This window comes from Halorubrum tibetense, from assembly GCF_042661865.1.
Classification (GTDB): Archaea; Halobacteriota; Halobacteria; order Halobacteriales; family Haloferacaceae; genus Halorubrum; species Halorubrum tibetense.
On sequence record NZ_JBHSWW010000026.1, the window covers coordinates 1 to 19,247 of the forward strand.

Consider the following 19,247-nt stretch of genomic DNA (forward strand, 5'->3'; position numbering starts at 1 on the left):
GCGGCGGCGCTCGCCGCCGTCAGGGAGCTGGCGGACGAGAAGTCGCTCCGTGTGGTCGAGCCGCTCACGGGGGTGGACGCGTGAAACTCGCCGTGATCGGCGCGGGCGCGGTCGGGCGCTCCGTCGTCGAGCTCGCAGCGGAGTACGGCCACGAGGTCGTCGCCGTCGCCGATTCGTCGTCCGCGATCGTCAGCGACGGGTCGTCCGGAGCCAGTGGACAGGTCGGGCTCGACACCGAAGCGGTCGTGACCCGCAAGGCTGAGGCGGGAGTCGTCGGGGACGCGAAGCCCGCCGACGCGCTCGCAGCCGACTACGACGTGCTTGTCGAGGCGACGCCGACGACGCTCGGCGACGCGGAGCCCGGTTTCTCGCACGTCGCGGCCGCGCTAGAGCGCGATCGACACGCGGTACTGGCGAACAAAGGCCCCGTCGCGGAGCGGTTCGGAGACCTCCGAACGCTCGCCGCCGACAGCGACGGCGACATCCGCTTCGAGGCGACGGTCGGCGGCGCGATCCCGGCGGTTTCGACGGTCGAAGACATCGAACCTGGCCATGTCACGGCTGTTCGGGGCGTGTTGAACGGGACGGCGAATTTCATCCTCACCCGCATGGCTGCGGAAGGACTCGACTACGACCACGTGCTCTCGGAGGCGCAGGACCTCGGCGTCGCCGAGGCGGATCCTTCTTTCGACGTCGACGGGACGGACGCCGCGCTCAAATGCGTCATCCTCGCGAACGTCCTCTCGTTCGGTGCGGCGGACGACCCGGCCGACGCCCGCGAGTTCACGCTTGCTGACGCCGACGTGGAGGGGATCCGCGACGTTCCCGGCTCCGCGCTTCGGCTCGCCGCCGAGGACGGACGGACCGTTCGGCTGATCGGCGAGGCGACGGGCGAGACCGTCCGAGTCGCCCCGCGGCTCGTCCCCGAGAACGGGACCCTCGCCGTCTCCGGCACGCAGAACATCGTCCAGATCGAGACCTCCCACGCCGGCCGGCTCAATATCTCCGGCCGCGGGGCTGGCGGCCCGGAGACCGCAAGCGCGGTGCTCGGGGACGTTGGACGGCTCGAGTAGCCGTCATCGTCGGAGGGTCGAACCACCCGGCGCCGATAGGGCCGTTTGCGGTGAGGCCCGTTTGGAGCGAAGCCCGTTGGAGGTGGGGGCCGAACTCCCACTACTGTTCATCTCCACGCTACCATGCGTAACGATCTCACGAACCATGAGACGGCGTTTCCATCGGCTGTGTGCCGTATCGAAACCGTTTTAGTGGGATCAACCGAAAACGTACTCACACAACGCCTTAGCGCGTGATTACCCCATGAGTGACAAACCGCACCAGAATCTGGCCATTATCGGCCACGTCGACCACGGCAAGAGCACGCTCGTGGGCCGACTCCTCTTCGAGACGGGGAGCGTTCCCGAGCACGTAATCGAGCAGCACCGAGAGGAAGCAGAAGAGAAGGGCAAGGGCGGCTTCGAGTTCGCCTACGTGATGGACAACCTCGCCGAGGAGCGAGAGCGTGGTGTCACGATCGACATCGCCCACCAGGAGTTCGACACCGACAACTACTACTTCACCATCGTCGACTGCCCGGGCCACCGTGACTTCGTGAAGAACATGATCACGGGTGCCTCGCAGGCAGACAACGCGGTGCTCGTCGTCGCGGCCGACGACGGCGTCGCCCCCCAGACCCGAGAGCACGTGTTCCTGGCCCGCACGCTGGGTATCAACGAGCTCATCATCGGCGTCAACAAGATGGACCTGGTCGACTACCAGGAGTCCTCGTACAAGGAGGTCGTCGAGGAGGTCAAGAACCTGCTCAACCAGGTCCGCTTCGCGACCGACGACACGACGTTCGTGCCGATCTCGGCGTTCGAGGGCGACAACATCTCCGAGGAGTCCGAGAACACGCCCTGGTACGACGGCCCCACGCTGCTGGAGTCGCTCAACGACCTGCCGGAGTCCGAGCCGCCGACGGACGCGCCGCTCCGACTCCCCATCCAGGACGTCTACACCATCTCCGGTATCGGGACCGTCCCCGTCGGACGTGTCGAGACCGGGATGCTCAAGACCGGCGACAACGTCTCCTTCCAGCCGTCCGATGTCGGCGGCGAGGTGAAGACGGTCGAGATGCACCACGAGGAGGTTCCCGAGGCCGGCCCCGGCGACAACGTCGGGTTCAACGTCCGCGGCATCGGCAAGGACGACATCCGTCGCGGTGACGTCTGTGGTCCCGCCGACGACCCGCCGAGCGTCGCCGAGACGTTCAAGGCACAGGTCGTCGTCATGCAGCACCCCAGCGTGATCACTGCCGGCTACACCCCGGTCTTCCACGCCCACACGGCGCAGGTCGCCTGTACGATCGAGGAGATCAACCAGAAGATCGACCCCTCGTCGGGTGAGGTCGCCGAGGAGAACCCGGACTTCATCAAGTCCGGCGACGCCGCGGTCGTCACCGTGCGCCCGCAGAAACCGCTCAGCATCGAGCCGTCCGGCGAAATCCCCGAACTCGGCAGCTTCGCCATCCGCGACATGGGTCAGACCATCGCGGCCGGCAAGGTGCTCGAAGTCAACGAGCGATAATCGATGCAGCAGGCACGCGTCCGCCTCGCCGGCACGAGCCCCGAGGACCTCGACGACATCTGCGACGACGTCCGCGAGATCGCGGACTCGACGGGGGTCGCCCTGTCGGGCCCGATCCCGCTGCCGACGAAGACGCTCGAGATCCCGTCGCGGAAGTCCCCGGACGGTGAGGGGACGGCGACGTGGGAGCACTGGGAGATGCGCGTCCACAAGCGGCTGATCGACATCGACGCCGACGAACGCGCGCTCCGCCAGCTCATGCGCGTCCAAGTGCCGAACGACGTCAGCATCGAGATCGTCCTCGAAGACTAAGCGCTAGGGCGCTTCCGTTCCTTCGTTTTCTTTATCCCCGATAGCCACGCGTGGCGGCAAGTGCCTCCGAAGGTAGCGGTAGCGCTGGCGACGACCCCGTCGTCACCGCCGGTCGAGTAGTCTCACCCGCCCAGTGACGAGCCCACAGAACGCGCCCGCCGCGTGAGCGATCAGCGCGACGCCGGGTGCGGCGGTGACGAGCGTCAACACGACCGCGATCCCCGCAAATAGGGCGAACTGCGCCCGTGGGGTGAGTCGGAGGCGGTCGAACAACGTCGTCGTCACCGCGTTCCCGGCGAGCAGGTAGCCGCCAAGCGCGAACACCGCCCCGCTGATCCCCAGGACGGCAGGTGACGCGCCGACGAGCCCGCCTAGAGTCACCTGTGCGATCCCGGCGAGGCCGCCGCTCGCGACGACGAAGGCATGAAACCGGAGCCGCGTCGTCCGGCGCTCGACGAGGGGGCCGACGAGGAGGAGGGCGACGGCGTTCGCAAGCAGGTGACTGGCGGAGGCGTGCGCGTAGACGCTCGTGACGACGGTCCACGGCGCGATCGACACAGGCGCCGACAGCGCGAACACCCACGCGAGCCCGACGACGCTCAGGGCAGCCTGCACGACGCCGATGATGGAGACGATCCCGAGCGTTTCCAGCGTGGCACGCATCGTGATGAGGTTGGGCGTCCAGCCACTTAACTCGGCTGTCGCGGTGGATCCGTGGGTGGCGGCCGTCCCGATCGTCCTCGAATCGTTCGTCATTGACCCTCTCCGCGCCCTGCTACGCTGCTTTCTAGCATCTGAGAGGGCACGTCCGCTTCACGGCCACGTGATCGACAGCAGTCGTCTCCCGCTGCGGGCGCTTCGGAAGGGCCTTTTAGCCGGACCGACGAACGGACGGTATGTTCAGGCAGTTCCGGTCGGAGGTGTCGTCGGCGCTCGCCGACGCGCTCGCGAGTCTCGACCTCCCGACCGACGACCTCGGTATCGAACGCCCGCCCGACGACATGGACGCGACGCTCGCCTCCAGCGTCGCGTTTCGGCTCGCCGGCGTCGTCGGCGACGCCCCGCCGAACGTCGCGAGCGACGTCGCGGACGCGGTCGAGGTGGAGGGGTACGACGACCTCGTCGCCGTCGACACAGCTGGCCCGTACGTCAACTTCCACGCCGGCGAGCGGTACCTCGCCGACACCTTGACCGCCGCGGCGGCCGACGAGGCGTACGGAAGCCTCCCCGACCGCGACACTTCCGTCGTCGTCGAGCACACGAGCGCGAATCCGACCGGGCCGGTCCACGTCGGGCGAGCACGCAACCCGATCGTCGGCGACGCGGTCGCGAACCTCCTCTCGTACGCCGGCTACGACGTCGACCGCCACTACTACGTCAACGATGCGGGCCGGCAGATGGCGGTGTTCACGTGGGCGTACGAACGGTTCGACGAGTCGGACCTCGAAGCGGACCCCGCCCGGGACCGTATCGAATACGACTTGGTGCGCTACTACCGGAAGGGGAACGAGTTCCTCGAAAGTGCCGACTCGGACGAGGTCGAGGCTGCCGAGGCGGAGATATCGTCGATCCTCCAAGGACTCGAAGCGGGCGACGAGGCGACCTACGAACGCGTTGGTGAGGTCGTCGATGCGGTACTCGGCGGGATGAAGGAGTGTCTCGCCCGTCTGCCTGCGGAGTTCGACGAGTTCGTCAAGGAGACGCGGTTCATGCGCGACGGGTCCACCGACGACGTGGCAGAGCGGCTCAAGGAGACGCCACAGGCCGTCTACGAGGAGGACGCCTGGCAGCTCGAGCTCGACGACTGGGGGATCGACAAGAACCTCGTCTTCTTGCGCTCGGACGACACCAGCCTCTACACTACCCGGGATCTGGCGCATCACGAGTGGAAATTCGCGAACTACGACCGCGCGGTGACGGTGCTCGGCGAGGACCACAAGCTCCAGGCCGACCAGCTCGACGCCGCTTTGGAGCTGCTGGGCAACGACACTGACTCGCTCGGCCACGTCATCTACTCGTACGTCAACCTCCCTGACGGAAAGATGTCCACCCGGCGAGGGACCGGCGTGATGCTCGATGACCTGCTCGACGAGGCGATCGCTCGCGCCCGCGAGGCGGTCGAGAGCCGGATGGACGACCGGATCCGCGACGATGACCTCGACGAGGCCGATATCGAACGCATCGCTCACCAGGTCGGGATCGGGGCCGTCCGGTACGATATCGTCTCGAAACAGCCGGCAAAGGCGATCACGTTCGAGTGGGAGGAGGCGTTGGATTTCGAGGCGCAGTCGGCGCCGTACGTCCAGTACGTCCACGCCCGCTGCTGCGGGATCCTCGATGAAGCGACGACAGCCGATGTCACGGTGCCGGAACCGGGTGCGACCGTCGATGTCGACCCGAGCGTGCTGGAGACGGCCGAGGCGCGCGACCTGCTCAGGGAGGTCGCCCGGTTCCCGGCCGTTATCGAGGCGGCCGCCGAGGACTTGGAACCGCACACGGTCGCCACGTTCACGCGCGAGTTCGCCGAGGCGTACAACGCCTTCTACCGCGAGTGTCCCGTGTTGACCGCCGAGAGCGACGCGCTCCGCGATGCTCGACTCGCCGTTGTCGCCGCGGCCCGCTACACGATGGCGAACGCGCTCGACGTCCTCGGCGTCGAGGCCCCCGAATCGATGTGAACCACCGGTAACCGAGCCATAGCGGGAGTGTACGGGGCGTGTTCGCTTCGCTCCGCGGGTCAAAGGTTACTTACACGCACGCGGCCGTAGTCGAGACAATGAGTAGCGACGCCCAACAGGCGAGCGAGGACCGGCGGAAGTACGAGTTCCGCAAGGTCATCGAGGAGCTCAAAGACTACGAGGGCTCCGGCACCCAGCTCGTCACCATCTACATCCCGGAGGACAAACAGGTGTCCGACGTGGTGGCACACGTCACCCAAGAGCACAGCGAGGCGGCCAACATCAAATCCAAACAGACCCGGACGAACGTCCAGGACGCGCTGACGAGCATCAAAGACCGGCTCCGCTACTACGACACGTACCCGCCGGAGAACGGAATGGTGCTTTTCTCGGGAGCGGTCAACTCCGGCGGTGGCCGAACCGAGATGGTGACGCGGACGCTCGAATCGCCGCCGCAGCCGATCGAATCGTTCCGCTACCACTGTGACTCGAACTTCCTCACGGACCCGCTCGAACACATGCTGGCGGACTCCGGACTGTTCGGGCTCATCGTTTTGGATCGCCGCGAGGCGAACGTCGGGTGGCTGAAGGGGAAACGCGTCGAGGCCGTCAAGTCAGCTTCCTCGCTCGTTCCCGGCAAGCAGCGGAAGGGTGGCCAGTCCGCACAGCGGTTCGCCCGGCTCCGGCTGGAGGCCATCGACAACTTCTATCAGGAGGTCGCGGAGATGGCGAACGACCTGTTCGTGGCGAAACGCCACGAGCTCGACGGGATCTTGGTCGGCGGCCCGTCGCCGACGAAAGACGAGTTCCTCGACGGCGACTACCTCCACCACGAGCTGCAGGACAAGGTGCTCGGGAAGTTCGACGTCGCGTACACCGACGAGTCCGGATTGAAAGACCTCGTCGACAACGCGAGCGAGGCGCTCGCCGATCAGGAGATCGTCGAGGACAAACGCCACATGGAGGAGTTCTTCGAGAACCTCCACACCGGTGAGGAGGCGACCTACGGGTTCGAACAGACCCGCCGGAACCTGATCATGGGATCTGTCGACCGGCTGCTCATCTCCGAAGACCTGCGATCCGACGTGGTCGTGTACGAGTGCCCGGACGGCACCGAGGAGTACGAGGTGATCGACTCGCGCCACTCGACGCCCGACCACGAGTGCGAGGAGTGTGGCCAGGAAGCCGAAGTAGTCGAGCGCGAGGACGTCATCGAACACCTGATGGCGATCGCCGAACAGCGCGGCACGGATACGAAATTCATCTCCACGGACTTCGAAAAGGGTGAACAGCTGCTCGACGCGTTCGGCGGTGTCGCCGGGATCTTACGCTACTCGACGGGCGTCTAACGACGGTCTATTCGGTCGTCGAGGTCAGTTCCAGACACGCACACGCGTCGGTCTCCGGGTCGAAGCAGTCCGGACACTCCGGCTTCCGGTCGATGATCGTGTCCAGCCGCTCGGCAACGGTGCCGTCGATCACCGCCTCCAACTCCCGAGCCTCCGCGCGGAACTCCTCGACGGCGAGGACGTTCGCGAGGAACCGCTCGATGATACAGTACGTCTGTAACGCCTCTCGGGCGCGGACGATGCCGTCGTCGGTGAGTCGAACCCCCTTGTACTTCTCGTGTTCGGCGAGCCCACGCGATTCGAGCTTGCCGATCATCTCGTTGGCGCTCGCCGGGCTCACGTCGAGGGCATCCGCGACCGCCCCGGTCGACGCCGGCCCGTCGGCCGCCTGCTGGATGACGTATATGGTCTTCAAATACTGATCTGCGGTGTTCACGGCTCCCCTCCGTCGCTGCCGCTCTCCGGCGGCACTCTCGTGACGTTCATCGTCGTTCCATGACCTCCGTGACCTCACGTACCCCGTCCGACTCCTCCTCGCGGATCGCTCGTAGGGTGTCCAACAGCTCCTCGCGGTCGATCGAGAACTCCGCGTCCGACTCGGTTATCGCCTCGATGAGGTCGTCGTAGAACTTGTAGGCGGTCTCCTCGTTGCACAACTGGTCGTACAACACGCCGTCGAAATCCTCCGGCCGGGTCCGACCGTATCTGGCGTCAACGAGCGACTCGATCTCGTCGAACGGAACGCTCTCGACCCCGAGTCCGTCGATCAGCGCCTCTAGCCGTTCGCGGTGCTCCGCGGACTCCTCGGCGGCGCCTTCGAGCAGCGCCGCAACCTCCTCGTCGAGCTCCTCGTCGAGGCTCCGGTAGTGGTGATACGCTCGCGCCTCGACGACCTCCTCCAACACGATCCCGATCTGGAGCAGGCGCGCGAGCTGGTCGTCGGTCGTCACTCGCTGACCAACGCTCACCGCGACCACCCGGTCGATACGCCCGTTCGCATACGACACGAACTCGGAGCCTGGCCGACTTAAGATGTTCCTTCGACTGTAGTGGGCGCGTGGGTGGCCCGTCGCGTGTCGTGAGCCGTGCGCAGTGGGGAGCGCGTCGCGTGTCGTGAGCCGTGCGCGGTGAGGGGTGTCGTCCGAGGCGTGGGTCTCCCCCCGATTACGGTCTGTGCCCGTTCGATCCGAGCTCAGCTCGCGTTAATTCGCGGTGATCCAGGTAATACGTCGCTGAAATCGTCGAAAACCGGGTTCAGTGCGTCCCCGTATTAACACCTCTCGGCCGATAGGAAGGGACGCGATGAACGCGAACACAGTTGTAACGGTCGCACTCGCGGTGACCGTTTTGATCGGTGGGGTAGCGGCGGTCGGCGCCGCATCCCCCGCGGACGCACAGGCAAACGACAACGCGACGGCGGCCGACGAGAACGCGCCGGACGACACGCCCGCGAACGAGAACGAGAACGCGAGCGACGAGCCCGATGACGCCGCCCCCGACGGACAGGGGAACGCCGATGACGAAGCCGCAGGCGACCGTGGCCCGCCGAGCAGCCTCCCCGAACAGGTGCCCGAGCACGTCAGCCAGATCCACGAGCAGGTCCACGAGTTCATCGGCGGTGAGCTCGACGACCTCGGCGACGCGGTGAGCGATGTCGTGTCCGACGAAGACGTTGACGGCGAGAACACCGACGAAGACGTTGACGGCGAGAACACCGACGACGAGGAGGAAGACGCTGACGCATAACGACCGATTCACGCACCTTTACACGCTTTCCTCGTAGCTTCGGTCTTTTCTCGCCCGGGGCCGACCCACGTACTTACGACCGGCAGCCGGCGCTGCTTGCTACCGGAGTCGCTGAAAGAACCGAAAAACGCAGCGGGCGAGCTACTGCAGGCGTTTCAACACGAGCTCCTCGACGTCGTCGCGGAACTCGTCGACCGCGATCTCCTCTAACACCGGCACGAAGAAGCCCTCAACGAGCATGTTCCGTGCGGTTCGCGAGTCGATCGTGCGACTCTCCAGGTAGAACAGGTCCTCCGCGTCGACCTGTCCGACGGTGGCGGAGTGGGACGCCTCCGTGTCGTGGTTGTGGATGATGAGCTTCGGCGACGCGTCGGCCTCGGCGTCGTCCGAGAGCATCAGCGTGTTCTCCCGCTGGTAGCTCGACGTGCTCCACGCATCCTCGCCGACGTCCTGAACCCCCTCGTACACGGAGCGGGCGACGTCGTCGAGCACGCCGCGGGTGACGAGGTCAGCCGTCGTGTGCTCGCCCTCGTGCCAGACGCGGGCGTTGATGTCGAAGTGCTGGTCCTCGGTGCCGAAGAACGTCCCGACGATCTGGCTCTCGGAGCCGTCGCCGGCGAGCTCGGTCTCGACGTCCGACCGGGTGAGCTTCGAGCCGAAATTGCTCTCGATCCAGTCGATCGTCGCGTACGTGTCCGTGCGTCCGCGCTTCAGCGCGTACGTGTAGGTGTCGTCGTCCAGGTTCTGGAGGGACCCGAACTGAACGGAGGCGTTCTCGCCGCCGACGACCTCCACGAGGTTCGAGAAGTAGCGGTCGCCGCTCACGTCGCTCTCGCCCGACTCGATCGATTCGAGGATCGTCACCGACGACGACTCCTCGGCGACGACGAGCGTCTGGCTGAACAGCGAGCGGGAGTTCATCTCCGCGCGCACCGTCACGTCTTCGACGTCGACGCCCTCGGGGACGTAGACGAACGTACCCGTGGTGAAAAGCGCCACCGACAGCGCCGTGAGGTAGTTGTGCTCGGGGTCGAGCACGCTGCCGAAGTTCGACTCGAGCACGTCGCCGTACTCGTCGAACGCCTCGGTGAACGGTAACACGACGACGTCGTCATCGCCGCCGGCGCGCTCAGTCGTGTCCGACTGATTCAGCGGGTCGACGAGCGCCTCGAAGTCCAGCGCCTCGAGGTCCGTCCAGCGCCGCCCGGGCGTCTGGATGACGTCCGGCAGCTCCGCCGTCTCCAACGCCGAGAGCGCGTTCAGGCGGGTTTCTAAGAGCCACTCGGGCTCGTCACGTTCCTCCGCGATGCGCCGCACCGTGTCCTCCGAGAGGCTCTGTATTGCTTGCGTGCTCATGTTATCCGAGCGAGCCCTCCATTTCGAGCTCGACGAGCCGGTTGAGCTCGACGGCGTACTCGATGGGCAGCTCTTCCGTGATGGGCTCGATGAAGCCCGAAACGATCATCTGCTTCGCGTCGTCGTCGTCGAGACCGCGGGACTGGAGGTAGAAGATGTCTTCGTCGCCGATCTTGCCGACGGTCGCCTCGTGGGCGACGTCCACCTTCGACTCGTTGATCTCCATGTACGGCATGGTGTCCGAGGTGGACTTGTTGTCGAACATCAGCGCGTCACACTCGACCGCGGTCGAGGAGTTCTCCGCGCCGTCCGCGATGTGGACGAGCCCGCGGTAGTTGGTGCGGCCGCCGTCCTTCGCGATCGACTTCGACTCGATCGTGGACTTGGTTTCGGGCGCGTTGTGATACACTTTCGCGCCCGTGTCGATGTCCTGGCCCTCGCCGGCGAACGCGATGGTGATGTGGTTGTCCGACGCGCCGCGGCCCTTGAGGATCGTCGAGGGGTACAGCATCGTCGCCTTCGACCCCATCGAGCCGGATATCCACTCCATCCGGCCGCCCTTCTCGGCGATGGCTCGTTTGGTGTTCAGGTTGTACGTGTTCTTCGACCAGTTCTGCACCGTCGAGTACTGGACGTGGGCATCCTCGCCGACGAACACTTCGACACCGCCGGAGTGGAGGTTGAACGCCGAGTACTTCGGTGCGGAACAGCCCTCGATGTAGTGGACCTCCGAGCCCTCCTCGGCGATGATGAGCGTGTGCTCGAACTGGCCCATCCCCTCGGAGTTCATCCGGAAGTACGCCTGGATCGGCATCTCGACCGTCGTGTCCTCGGGGACGTAGACGAACGAGCCGCCGGACCAGATCGCCCCGTGGAGCGCCGCGAACTTGTTGTCGCTCGGGGGGACGGCCTTGGTCATGAAGTACTCCTTGACGAGCTCTTCGTGTTCCTGGACGGCCTTGTCCATGTCACAGAAGATCACGCCCTTCTCCTCCCACTGCTCCTGCATGTTCTGATAGACGATCTCGGACTCGTACTGCGCGCCGACGCCCGAGAGCGCGTTCTTCTCCGCCTCGGGGATGCCGAGCTTGTCGAACGTGTCCTTGATCTCGTCTGGGAGGTCGGTCCAGTCGTCGACGCCGCCACGGACCTCGACGTCCGGCCGGATGTAGGGAACGATCTCGTCGATGTCGATCTCGCTGAGATCGGGTGCTTCGGGCCAGTCGGTGGGCATCGGCATCGCCTGGAACTGTTCGAGTGCGCGCAGGCGACGCTCCAGCATCCACTCCGGCTCGTCTTTGTCCTCCGAGATGACGCGGACCGTCTCCTCGGTGAGGCCCTTCTCGCTTTTGAAGGCGGATTTCTCCTCCTTCTTGAACTCGAAGCGAGCCTCGGTGTCGGTCTCCTTCAGGTGGTCTTGTGAACTCATGTCGTTAGCTTTCGTTTCCGGTTGTATAGGGTTGTTGCGTAATCACGTGTCGTTACGCGGCTTCGAACGCGTCCTCGCGAACCCAGTCGTACCCCTCGTCCTCGAGCTTCTCGGCCAGCTCCGCGCCGCCGCTCTTGGCGATCTCGCCGTCGAGCATGACGTGGACGTGGTCCGGTTCGACGTAGTCCAGGATCCGCTGGTAGTGGGTGATCTGGAGGACGCCCGTGCCCTGCTCGTCGCGGAGCGCGTTGATCCCCTTCGAGACGTCCTGGAGGCGGTCGATGTCGAGCCCCGAGTCGATCTCGTCGAGGACGGCGATGACGGGTTCGAGCATCGCGGCTTGGAGGACCTCGTTCTGTTTCTTCTCACCGCCGGAGAACCCGGCGTTGAGGTACCGCTGCATGAACTTCTCGTCCATGTCGAGCAGCTCCATCTTCTCGGAGAGGATCTCTTGGAACTCCGCGACGCCGATCTCGCCGTCGTCCGCGGGGCCCTCCATGGGGGAGGTGTCGTAGCCGGTGTCGTCGGCCTCCGACTCCGCCGCTTCCTCTTCTTCGTCCTCGAACAGCTCCTCACGCTCCTCGGCCTTGGCGTTGAGCGCCTGTCGGAGGAAGCTCGTCATCGTGACACCCTCGATTTCCGCGGGGTACTGGAAGCCGAGGAAGATACCCAGCGCCGCGCGCTCGTTCGGTTCCATCTCCAGGAGCTCCCAGTGATAGTCCTCGTCGTCGAGCGTCGCCTCGATGTCCGCTAGGTCCGCGTCTTCGAGGTGAAGGGTGACGCTCCCGCCGGTGACCTCGTAGGCCGGGTGGCCAGCGATCACTTTTGCCAACGTGGACTTGCCGGAGCCGTTCGGTCCCATGAGCGCGTGGATCTCGCCGGAATCGACTTCGAGGTCGACGCCCCGAAGGATCCGTTCTCCGCCCTCTTCCGCTACCCGTGCGTGTAGGTCGCTGATCTCGAGAGTTGCCATTTGTAGGGTTGAGCCTCGTACCGAAACAGTGGGGGTTCCAGCGGTTAATGGTTACGCATTTACCCGTTCAAAATCACGAATAGTAGAATAATTCTTTCGACGATCGAAAACCGAGTTCTCGTTTCTTACATGAACGACCCGAGCCCCGTCTGTTCCTGTCCCGTTTTGACCTCCTCCCAAGAGGTCCCTAAGGCCTCTATGACCCGCTCGATCGGGCCTTTCAGGGTCTTATCGAGCATCTTCTCCCAGTCGATCTCGAACTCTTCCGGGATCTGATCGGCGTACTCGAAGCAGATCACGTCCGGATCCCGTTTGAACTCCCCGTATAATCCCCCGCGCTGCGGGTCAAGTCCGCGTTCGGACTCCATCCGCTCCCAGAAGTCGGGGTGGACTTTCTTGAGGTAGAGTCGTTTCGGCTTCGAACCGCTGCCGAAGTTCGTTCCCAACAGCTCGTTCGCGTACTGTGCGCCCCTGACCTGTGCGGTCGGCGTCTCGTACGCGTCGAGCCGTTTGCCGATCCCCCCGGGGATCCCGACCTCTTCGACGCTGAGCTCGCCCGCGAGGAAGTCGTCGATCACGTCCGTGAGGTACGTCTCGATCGCTTCGAGGTCCTCGTCGATGTCGTCGCCGGTAACGATCGTCTCGATCACGTGCTGTTGGACCTCCTTCGTGATCTGTGCGATGTCCGAGCGCTTGTACTCGAACCCGGTGATGTCGATGTCGTCGACGTCTTTCCCCTCCTTCCAGATGATGTGGCCCGCGTACCGTTTCTTCTTACCGGCCTGGAAGAACCGGCGGTACAGCTTCTCGAACTCGATCTGGAACCGGTGGTCCTCGGCGTTCAACCGGTCGTGCGCGAAGTCGTCGTAGCGGTCGTTGATGTGGTCTTCTATCTCGAAGGAGGCGTCGATGGCATCTTTCTTCTCTAACTCCCCTAGTGAAAGCATAACTGAGTCAGTGTCCCCGTACGTCACTTCGTACCCGATCTCCGCCGTCACGTCCGCGGTGAAGTCGATCACTTCACGGTTCGTCGACGTGACGCCGGCGCTCATCTCGCGATCGTACAGGCGGAACCGGTCCCAGCCGAACACGCCGTACAGGCTGTTCATCAGCACCTTCACCGCTCCCTGCTGTCGGTCGTACTGTTCGTACGCCTCGGTCCCGGGGTCGTGTTCGTTCCGGAGCGCTTTCTTCTCCTCGCGCTCGTCGAGGAGCTCGTTCACCATCTCCCGGATGATACCGTCGGGCTCCTTCCGGAAGTGGACCCCCGTCGGCGTCCGGTACGTCTCGCCGTCGTACTCCGCCGGATCGACTTTGGTCTCCGGGGACGCGTTGATCGTCACCATCGACATGGGGTATAACGACTTCAGATCCAGCACGCTCACCATCTCACGAACCCCGGAGATCGGGTCGAACACCGCACCCCCCTCGAACTCCTCGGCTTCCTGCTGCCCCTTCGAGGGGAGCGCGAAGTTCCCGTACGCCATGTGGAGCACGTACATATCCACCGCGTCGCCCGGCGTCGTCGCGTCCTCGAGCTTACAGCCGACGATCTTCCGGGCGTCGTCCCAGAAGGCGATCACGTCCTGTGCCCGGTCGATCTCGACACAGAGCTCGACGTCGCGGATGCTGTACTCCAACAGCCGCTCGGGGTCCTGCTCCCAGAGGTCGCCGATGTCGCCGGCGTACCGCTCCTTGCCGACGCCGAGCTCGCGCTCGCCGACCGCGTCGAGGCGGTACGACTCCAGCTCCGTGAACATCGTTCGCTTGTACGCGTACAGCAGGTCGAAGACGACCCGCCCCTTGATGTCGGGGCCGCCCCACCCCGAACGCCACACCTCACCGATCCGAGAGAGCCGATCGACCGAGAGGTCGTACTGGCTCTCGTCGTCCAGCTCCTCCATCCGATCGAGGAGATACGGCGCGTCGAAGTCCTCGAAGTTCCAACCCGTTAGCACGTCCGGGTCGCTCTCGTCCAGGTACTCGACGAACGCGTCGAGCATCGCGTCCTCCGCCTCGAACGTTTCAACGCGGAAATCGAGCACTACGCCGTCGTCGTCACTCTCCACGATCCCCTCGTAGTCGGGGAGGTCTTCCGGCGGGGGCACCGTCGCTTCGGGCGCGTCGTACAGCCAGACCACGTACTCGTCGTCGTAGGAATCGTGGCTCGTGAGACAGATGATCGGCTCCTCGCCGTCCTCCGGGAACCCCCGCCGGTCGTCGACCTCGATGTCGAAGGTGTTCACCCGCATCTCGGCGTCGACGTCGGCGGGTTCGAGGTGCCCCTCGTGGACCTGGATCGTCTCCTCGTCGTCGAGCCGACGCTCCTCGACCCGTATCCCGCCGTTGAGCCCGTTATCGATCAGGAACCGGTTCGGGAAGAGGATGTCCGCCTCGAAAGTGGTCGCGAAGTCGTCGCGGATGTTCCCGACGTCGCGAGGCGTCCGCGTGACGATCCGAGTGAGCGGCTCGCCGCGGATGCTCTCGTAGGCGTTGCCGTCGGGGTCCGACTCCCGGGTGCCGATGACCACGTCGTACTCCTCGACGGGGTCGATGTCGAGCTCGGCGGTCGGCACGTAGAAGTACGGTTCGACGCCCAGCACCCGGAGATGCTCGACGGTGTCGTGGTCGGTGTCCCCGCTGACGTTCTCCGCCGGTCGTCGACCGAACACGTGGACGACCGGATACTCGTCGCTCCCGTACCCTTCGACGGCGTAATCGATCTGGGTGATCATCAGCTCGACCGTACCGGTCGAGTCCGGGAACTTCGCCTCGTCGACGTCGATCACGTCGCTGACGCGTCCGCCACCGGAACCGGTGACGACCCTCGCCTCCTCGGCGGCGAGGTCGTCGCGGTCGGTGCCGCCGTCGTCGTCCGCGTCACCGGCCGACGAAAAATCCGTGAGCCCCGACTGAGTCATACCGTGACTTCGGCGTACCCGGCTAAAAAACTCGGCGTTCGGCCGACGATGCGAGCGGAGGTTCCGGTCACCGAAGACGATTCTATCGGGCCACGATCCCCGGGGCGGCGAAACGACCCGCCACGGAAAGGCATATATTGTGTCACGACTTACCACGGTCTATGCCCTCGAACCCGAACGGGGAACACGGGACGCACCGCACGGGTAGCGACGCCGACGCCGAGGTGGAGGCGTACGAGGACGACGGCAACGTGGTGCTTTTCGACGCGAAAAATCCGCTCGCGTGGGTCGAGGCGAGCCGAACCGTCCGACTCGCCGACGCGGCCTGATCCCTCCGGTCGGACCGATTGTCCGTTCGCCCGCGTTTCCGGCGGAAACCGGGACACAACTCCTTTGACCCGGCGCGGCGTAGCACGGCCGTGTTCCCCTTCGACGAGGAAAACGAGGGCGAGGTGTCTTTCGGCGAGAGCTCCGACGCGGAGCGGAAGATGACGCCGGAGGCACCCAAAGCCCCCTCCGTCAAGACGTTCGACGAGGGCGGCGACTTCGACGCCGCCGGCGACGTCGACAAGCACACGCTCCGTGCGTTCGTCGTCGCCGTGATCTACGCGAACGTCGCGCTGCTCTTCGTCTTTCTCGGCCCGATGGTGTGGTTCTTCGAGGGATGGGACCGGTTGGGCCCCGCCCTGCTCGTCGTCGGTGTGCTCGCCGGGATCCGAACGTATCAGACGTATCGTGCATGGGACCGGGCGCGTGAGGAAGACGACGAGTCGGACCCCGGACCCGAGTCCGACCCGCTTCCCACCGACACGGGCACCAGCGACGGGGACTCGGATCCCGACCCCAGCGACAGGGACACCGACCGCCCGGAACGGTAATCCCTTCGGAGGACCTTCTCACCCGCATGCAGACGGTTCGCGACGCCGACGGCGACACGTACCTCCTCGTGAAGCGGTCCGACGACTCGAGCCGAGTCCGTGACCCGGAGACGGGCGACGAGCGGTACGTCGCGAACGCGGATCTGGAGGTCGTCGACGGCGAGTCACCACTGGCCACGGCGGCGCGCGGCGTGCCGGCCCCCGTTCGACGAGTCGTCCGGTCGGTCCACGACGATCGGTCACTCGGGCTGCTCGTCGAACTCGTCGACGCCGGACCGCTGTCGGCCGTCGAGGTCATGGCGTACGACATGTGCGAGTCCGACGTTCACGGCCGACTCGCGGAGTTCCGCGTCGCGGGACTGATCGAGGAGGCCGACGTCGCGGGACGGCGCGGATATGCGGCGACGCCCGCCGCCGAGGACGCGGTCCGACTGTTACGCGGCGGGGCGGTCGCCGCCGACGCACACGAGTCGTGAGCGAACGGCGCGAGGACCAGCCTCCCCCGGAAGCATCTCCAGCCACGGATGGGCGAGACGGGGGCCAGTGATGACCGACGCTCGACCGCGGAACCGCTTATAAACAGCGGCCGGACTCTCGTGATCCCGGATACACAACCGCCCGAACGAGCGTCGAGGACAACGCCCCAGCTGGGGCCTATGGCGGGAGCGTCGGTGCTGTTCGTCCTCGTTCCTGGTCTGACGTTCCACACCCGGGTTCGGGCACTTATGTACTGTGTCGTTGGCGGCGGTGGCTCGTCCGCCGCCGGCGTGCCGGGCGCTATCGGCGCGCCGGACGCCGACGTGTCCACGTCCGCCGTTCGGGCGTCCACCACTCATCCGTCTCCCGCTCAATCGTCGGCGAGCGACGCGACGTCGAGTCCCGCCGCGTCCTCGCGGGTGACCGTCGACCGGTTCGTTCGGGGGTCCTTCTCGACGGTGACGAGCTGGTCGGCGGCCCCGACGAGCTCGTCGTCGTGGCTGACGATGAGGATCTGTCTGACGCCGAATCCGCGCATCTCCTCGACGAGGTCGACGAGCCGCGAGACGTGTCCGGAGTCGAGGAACACCGTCGGCTCGTCTAAGATCAGCGGCGGCGTCGGCGCGGCCCCCTCGATCCCTTCCGCGAGCAGCCGGTAGATCGCACAGCGCAACGAGAGGTTGAACAGCGCCCGCTCGCCGCCGGAGAGCTGCTCGGGTTCGAGCGCCTCGCCATCTTTCTGGTACACCGTCAGCGCGTACTGGCCGTCCAGTTCGATGTGCGAGTAGGCGTCGTTGCCGTACACCAGCTCGAACGTCTCGTTGAGCGTCCGCTCTAACTCGCGGACGTTTCGCTGGCGCAGCTCCGCACGCAGCTCCCCGTAGGTCGCCTCCAGCTCGGCGGTTTCCTCGTGGAGCGACTCCAGGGAGTCGACGGTGGCCGCGAGCGACGACCGCTCCTCGCGAAGCGCCTCCAACCCCTCGATTTCGCCGCGCACGCCGCCGATCGCGTTCTGAAGCTCGGTCCGCTTCTCGGCCAACTCCTCGAGCTCCTCGTCGACCCGTTCGAGGTACGCCTCGGCCTCCCGTTTCCGCTCTTTTGCCGTCTCGATCGCCTCCTCGTCGACCGCCTCCCGAAGCGTGTCTCGCCGCTCCCGCTTGTCGGCGAGCCGGTCCCGACGCTCGTCGTTTACGGCTTCGAGGTTCTCGCGCTGTTCCCGGTGTCGCTCGATCCGGTCTTCGAGCTCGGCTATCGACTCCAGCCGCTCCTCGACCGCGTCCACGGCCTCCCGGGCGGTATCGATCTCATCGAGCTCCGACTCCAGCTCCGTTACCGCCGCCGCGGCCGCCTCGGCCTCCTCGCGCTTCCCCTCGGCGACCTCGCGCGTCTCGTCCGCACGCTCCTTGAGCCCGGCGGCACGATCGCGCTCCTCCGCCGCTGCTTCCCGTTTCTCGGCCGCTTCCGCCCGCTTCTCTTCCACCCGCTCGCGTAGCATCTCGGCGGTCCCGTCGATCTCGTCGAGCCGCTCGGCCGCCTCGACCAGCTCGTCGAGCGTCGCGATCCGGTCGTCGAGCGTTTCCTCCCGCTCTCGGGCCCCGGACAGCGACGACGCCAACTCCGCAACGCGCTCGCGGTCCTCGTCGATCCCCGTCGCGTGCGGCGACTCCTCCACGGGCTGTCCGCACTCCGGGCACTTCCCCGCCGCGAGCAGTTCCTCGGCCTCTGCCACCCGCTCCCGGGCGTTCTTCAGCTCCGCGGACAGCTCCGCGATCCGTTCACGCAGCTCGCCTCGTCGCTCCCGGAGCGTCTCCCGTCGCTCGGCGACGGTCTCCGGCGTGACGCTCACGGGTGAGAACGCGTCGGCGTCTCCGTTGCTATTGCCCCTATCGCCATCGTCTCTGTCGCTGCTCGGACTCCCCTCCGGATCGTCCGCCGCGTCCGCCTCGAAGCGTGCGCGCAACGTCTCGGCCTCCTCGCGGAGCTCCTCGATGGATGCCTCCCGTTCGTCAGCCTCGGATTCCGCCTCGTCCGCCTCGTCCGCCTCGACCGACGCGTCCGCCTCGTCCGCCTCGTCCGCCTCGACCGACGCGTCCGTCTCGTCCGGATCGATCGCGTACACGTCGCGAACGGTCGTGTCGTCGGGGTTCTCCAGCCGGCACGAGGTGAACGCGATGTACCCCTCCGCGCCCCAGTCGGGTTCCATCCCGGCGAGCCCCTGGAACGCACCCCCGCCGTAGGCGTCGTCGAGCCGCCGTTCCGCCCCCGTCTCGACGTCGACGACGAAGAGGTACGGGCGGACCTCGTCGGTCCAGCCGACGCCGTCCAGTTTGTGCTGGAGGCGCGTGGTCTCGATCGGTCCCCCCTCCTCCCGGGCGTCGCGGTACTCGCGTTGCGCGTCGGTCGGGTCGTCGGCCGCGACGACGATCCGATCGCCGTCTGGCGACCAGTCGAACTCGGAAACGCCGTGCTCGCGGTCGGTCAGCTGCCGGGCGTCGCCGCCGAGCGCGAGGTCGAACAGCCAGACCTGGGGCGTGGGGTCGTCGCC

The 19,247-nt window shown here is 65.9% G+C and carries 17 protein-coding genes and 1 pseudogene; 10 read left to right on the forward strand and 8 right to left on the reverse strand.

All coding sequences use genetic code 11. From position 1 onward, the window contains the following. The 4 genes and pseudogenes from ACFQEU_RS03490 to rpsJ all read left to right on the forward strand — a co-directional run. Window positions 1-84 (forward strand): annotated as a pseudogene (locus ACFQEU_RS03490) (amino acid-binding protein); the annotation flags it as partial. Further along, a complete protein-coding gene (locus tag ACFQEU_RS03495; RefSeq protein WP_379779332.1) occupies window positions 81-1,073 on the forward strand; it encodes a homoserine dehydrogenase in 993 nt (330 codons plus the stop codon). The pseudogene ACFQEU_RS03490 and the gene ACFQEU_RS03495, both read left to right, overlap by 4 nt. Before the next feature lie 244 nt (window positions 1,074-1,317). After that, a complete protein-coding gene (gene tuf, locus ACFQEU_RS03500) occupies window positions 1,318-2,583 on the forward strand; it encodes a translation elongation factor EF-1 subunit alpha (protein ID WP_379779334.1) in 1,266 nt (421 codons plus the stop codon). Between the two features lie 3 nt (window positions 2,584-2,586). Continuing rightward, a complete protein-coding gene (rpsJ, locus tag ACFQEU_RS03505; RefSeq protein ID WP_004048854.1) occupies window positions 2,587-2,895 on the forward strand; it encodes a 30S ribosomal protein S10 in 309 nt (102 codons plus the stop codon). Window positions 2,896-2,997: 102 nt separating this feature from the next. Here the strand turns inward: rpsJ and ACFQEU_RS03510 are convergent, their stop codons facing one another. Further along, window positions 2,998-3,558, reverse strand: a complete 561-nt coding sequence (locus ACFQEU_RS03510) for a rhomboid family intramembrane serine protease (protein WP_379779360.1) — start codon at window positions 3,556-3,558, stop codon at window positions 2,998-3,000. A gap of 233 nt (window positions 3,559-3,791) precedes the next feature. On the opposite strand from ACFQEU_RS03510, the gene argS reads away from it, so the two are divergent. Continuing rightward, window positions 3,792-5,573, forward strand: a complete 1,782-nt coding sequence (argS, locus tag ACFQEU_RS03515) for an arginine--tRNA ligase (RefSeq protein WP_379779336.1) — start codon at window positions 3,792-3,794, stop codon at window positions 5,571-5,573. Window positions 5,574-5,671: 98 nt separating this feature from the next. Continuing rightward, window positions 5,672-6,922, forward strand: coding sequence for a peptide chain release factor aRF-1 (gene prf1 / locus ACFQEU_RS03520; protein WP_379779338.1), 1,251 nt, complete (start codon window positions 5,672-5,674; stop codon window positions 6,920-6,922). A gap of 7 nt (window positions 6,923-6,929) precedes the next feature. On the opposite strand, the gene ACFQEU_RS03525 is transcribed toward prf1, so the two are convergent. Together ACFQEU_RS03525 and ACFQEU_RS03530 are read right to left on the reverse strand one after the other, a co-directional pair. Next, a complete protein-coding gene (locus tag ACFQEU_RS03525) occupies window positions 6,930-7,358 on the reverse strand; it encodes a metal-dependent transcriptional regulator (RefSeq protein WP_379779340.1) in 429 nt (142 codons plus the stop codon). A 46-nt stretch (window positions 7,359-7,404) separates the two neighbouring features. Then, the gene (locus tag ACFQEU_RS03530; protein WP_379779362.1) at window positions 7,405-7,890 is read right to left on the reverse strand and encodes a ferritin family protein; all 486 of its coding nucleotides are present in this window, start codon (window positions 7,888-7,890) and stop codon (window positions 7,405-7,407) included. Between the two features lie 334 nt (window positions 7,891-8,224). Between ACFQEU_RS03530 and ACFQEU_RS03535 the strand changes: the two genes are divergently transcribed. Next, window positions 8,225-8,668, forward strand: coding sequence for a hypothetical protein (locus ACFQEU_RS03535; protein WP_379779342.1), 444 nt, complete (start codon window positions 8,225-8,227; stop codon window positions 8,666-8,668). Between the two features lie 141 nt (window positions 8,669-8,809). Here the strand turns inward: ACFQEU_RS03535 and sufD are convergent, their stop codons facing one another. The 4 genes from sufD to ACFQEU_RS03555 form a co-directional block, all read right to left on the reverse strand. Beyond that, window positions 8,810-10,024: a Fe-S cluster assembly protein SufD gene (gene sufD / locus ACFQEU_RS03540; protein WP_379779344.1), complete on the reverse strand. Its 1,215-nt coding sequence runs from the start codon at window positions 10,022-10,024 to the stop codon at window positions 8,810-8,812. A 1-nt stretch (window position 10,025) separates the two neighbouring features. Beyond that, the gene (sufB, locus tag ACFQEU_RS03545) at window positions 10,026-11,453 is read right to left on the reverse strand and encodes a Fe-S cluster assembly protein SufB (RefSeq protein ID WP_379779346.1); all 1,428 of its coding nucleotides are present in this window, start codon (window positions 11,451-11,453) and stop codon (window positions 10,026-10,028) included. A 52-nt stretch (window positions 11,454-11,505) separates the two neighbouring features. Beyond that, window positions 11,506-12,426, reverse strand: coding sequence for an ABC transporter ATP-binding protein (locus tag ACFQEU_RS03550; RefSeq protein WP_379779348.1), 921 nt, complete (start codon window positions 12,424-12,426; stop codon window positions 11,506-11,508). A 125-nt stretch (window positions 12,427-12,551) separates the two neighbouring features. Continuing rightward, window positions 12,552-15,347 carry a DNA-directed DNA polymerase gene (locus ACFQEU_RS03555; RefSeq protein WP_379779350.1) on the reverse strand — a complete coding sequence of 932 codons (2,796 nt, stop codon included), beginning with the start codon at window positions 15,345-15,347 and terminating at the stop codon, window positions 12,552-12,554. 161 nt (window positions 15,348-15,508) lie between these two features. On the opposite strand from ACFQEU_RS03555, the gene ACFQEU_RS03560 reads away from it, so the two are divergent. From ACFQEU_RS03560 to ACFQEU_RS03570, 3 genes are all read left to right on the forward strand, one after another. After that, complete coding sequence (locus ACFQEU_RS03560; protein WP_379779352.1) at window positions 15,509-15,676, forward strand: DUF7331 family protein; 168 nt, start codon at window positions 15,509-15,511, stop codon at window positions 15,674-15,676. 90 nt (window positions 15,677-15,766) lie between these two features. Beyond that, window positions 15,767-16,225 carry a DUF7322 domain-containing protein gene (locus ACFQEU_RS03565; RefSeq protein ID WP_379779354.1) on the forward strand — a complete coding sequence of 153 codons (459 nt, stop codon included), beginning with the start codon at window positions 15,767-15,769 and terminating at the stop codon, window positions 16,223-16,225. Window positions 16,226-16,251: 26 nt separating this feature from the next. Next, on the forward strand, window positions 16,252-16,701 hold the full coding sequence (locus ACFQEU_RS03570; protein ID WP_379779356.1) for a DUF7346 family protein: 450 nt from the start codon (window positions 16,252-16,254) through the stop codon (window positions 16,699-16,701). Window positions 16,702-17,072: 371 nt separating this feature from the next. On the opposite strand, the gene ACFQEU_RS03575 is transcribed toward ACFQEU_RS03570, so the two are convergent. Next, on the reverse strand, window positions 17,073-19,247 hold a 2,175-nt coding region (locus ACFQEU_RS03575; RefSeq protein WP_379779358.1), incomplete at its 5' end, for an AAA family ATPase.

What these genes read in the sequence shown, in the direction of transcription:
- tuf (WP_379779334.1), top strand. Translation starts at nt 1,318, where the DNA reads ATGAGTGACAAACCGCACCAGAATCTGGCCATTATCGGCCACGTCGAC.
- rpsJ (WP_004048854.1), top strand. Translation starts at nt 2,587, where the DNA reads ATGCAGCAGGCACGCGTCCGCCTCGCCGGCACGAGCCCCGAGGACCTC.
- ACFQEU_RS03510 (WP_379779360.1), bottom strand. Translation starts at nt 3,558, where the DNA reads ATGCGTGCCACGCTGGAAACGCTCGGGATCGTCTCCATCATCGGCGTC.
- argS (WP_379779336.1), top strand. Translation starts at nt 3,792, where the DNA reads ATGTTCAGGCAGTTCCGGTCGGAGGTGTCGTCGGCGCTCGCCGACGCG.
- prf1 (WP_379779338.1), top strand. Translation starts at nt 5,672, where the DNA reads ATGAGTAGCGACGCCCAACAGGCGAGCGAGGACCGGCGGAAGTACGAG.
- ACFQEU_RS03535 (WP_379779342.1), top strand. Translation starts at nt 8,225, where the DNA reads ATGAACGCGAACACAGTTGTAACGGTCGCACTCGCGGTGACCGTTTTG.
- sufD (WP_379779344.1), bottom strand. Translation starts at nt 10,024, where the DNA reads ATGAGCACGCAAGCAATACAGAGCCTCTCGGAGGACACGGTGCGGCGC.
- sufB (WP_379779346.1), bottom strand. Translation starts at nt 11,453, where the DNA reads ATGAGTTCACAAGACCACCTGAAGGAGACCGACACCGAGGCTCGCTTC.
- ACFQEU_RS03550 (WP_379779348.1), bottom strand. Translation starts at nt 12,426, where the DNA reads ATGGCAACTCTCGAGATCAGCGACCTACACGCACGGGTAGCGGAAGAG.
- ACFQEU_RS03555 (WP_379779350.1), bottom strand. Translation starts at nt 15,347, where the DNA reads ATGACTCAGTCGGGGCTCACGGATTTTTCGTCGGCCGGTGACGCGGAC.
- ACFQEU_RS03560 (WP_379779352.1), top strand. Translation starts at nt 15,509, where the DNA reads ATGCCCTCGAACCCGAACGGGGAACACGGGACGCACCGCACGGGTAGC.
- ACFQEU_RS03570 (WP_379779356.1), top strand. Translation starts at nt 16,252, where the DNA reads ATGCAGACGGTTCGCGACGCCGACGGCGACACGTACCTCCTCGTGAAG.